This window comes from Mesorhizobium sp. M1273, from assembly GCF_040318195.1.
Taxonomy (GTDB): Bacteria; Pseudomonadota; Alphaproteobacteria; order Rhizobiales; family Rhizobiaceae; genus Mesorhizobium.
On the sequence record NZ_JAMYLV010000086.1, the window covers coordinates 1 to 1,275 of the forward strand.

Consider the following 1,275-nt stretch of genomic DNA (forward strand, 5'->3'; position numbering starts at 1 on the left):
AAGGCAGGAAATGGCAGTCGCTCCTTCGCTCAACTGCCTCTCCAAAGAATCCTTTCTCAGCCTAAACTCAACCCCAAAATCGCCATATGCGATTCCCCTGCCCCTCGAGGGGGGAGATTACGCGCTCAGCCGCTTTCGCCTACTAAGCCATCGGTAGCAGCCGGCGCATGATCAGCGAGGCATGGCCGCCCACCCCGTGTGCAGCCGGCCGGCGCTCGACGACCTCGAAGCCGTGCTTGCGATAGAAGGCGATTGCGCGGTCGTTGCCCTCGATCACTTCCAGGGCGATGCTGGGAATACCCGCATGCGCGGCAAGAACGGCATGCAGCAGGTCGGCGGCAAGGCCGGTGCCGTACTCTGTTTTGTCTATATGGAGCCGCTCGAGCATGACCTCGCCCTTGTCGTCCATCGCTGCCATCGCATAACCGGCGAGCGAGCCGTCAGCCCGCTCGGCGACGAAGGACATCTTGTTGTCATCCCCGAGCTCGGCCGCCAGCCGCTCCGGCGCGTGCTTCTCATCCGACAGCCGTGCCGTCGTCTCGGCACCCAGGACCGGCGAATAGGTGTGTCGCCAGGATTGGCCCAGCAGCCGCGACACCGCCGGCACGACCTGTTCGGTCATGGTTCTTATTTGGGTCATTGGCACCTCGCCTCAGAAACCTGCCCCTTTTGAGCGGAGATGTCCGGCAAGACAGAGAGGTGCTGTCCCGCCGGCCCTGCACGGCTGAGTTCAGCGCACATCCGCGCCGGCCACCATGACTATGTGCTGGCAGACATTGTCGATATCGCGAATGACGTCGTCGTTCCAGAACCGCAGGATAGTCCAGCCCAGCGCTTCAAGCCGTGCGCTTCTGGTAGCGTCCGATATTGAGGCATCGGCCCGGGCATGCTGGGAGCCATCCAGTTCGACAATCAGCTTTTTGTCCGGGCAGGCAAAATCGACAATATGGCCTGCAATTGGCATCTGCCGCCGAAATGCCAGCCCCATGAGTCGATGCGCCCTGACCTCATTCCAGAGCTTCAGCTCGGCATCCGTCATGGCCTTGCGCATCTTGCGCGCATTGCCGCGGTTACGGGGAGGTACGGGATAGTGATTCACTACTTCTATTCCTCAGCGCGAATCTTGCCCATCTTCTCTGTGCTGCGCTTGAACACCCCCCTCTGTCCTGCCGGACATCTCCCCCTCAAGGGCAGGGCTATCGCATATGAGTGATGGCATTGATGAGATAGTCGTCGTTCCAGGCGCATTTCTTGATGCGATGGCTGATGGGAACT

The 1,275-nt window shown here is 60.7% G+C and carries 2 protein-coding genes; both read right to left on the reverse strand.

Translation table 11 applies throughout. From position 1 onward, the window contains the following. Positions 1–142: 142 nt before the first annotated feature. The gene (locus NKH30_RS33025) at positions 143–640 is read right to left on the reverse strand and encodes a GNAT family N-acetyltransferase (protein WP_352998157.1); all 498 of its coding nucleotides are present in this window, start codon (positions 638–640) and stop codon (positions 143–145) included. Positions 641–730: 90 nt separating this feature from the next. Continuing rightward, a complete protein-coding gene (locus NKH30_RS33030; RefSeq protein ID WP_352472114.1) occupies positions 731–1,099 on the reverse strand; it encodes an endonuclease domain-containing protein in 369 nt (122 codons plus the stop codon). Positions 1,100–1,275 lie beyond the last annotated feature (176 nt).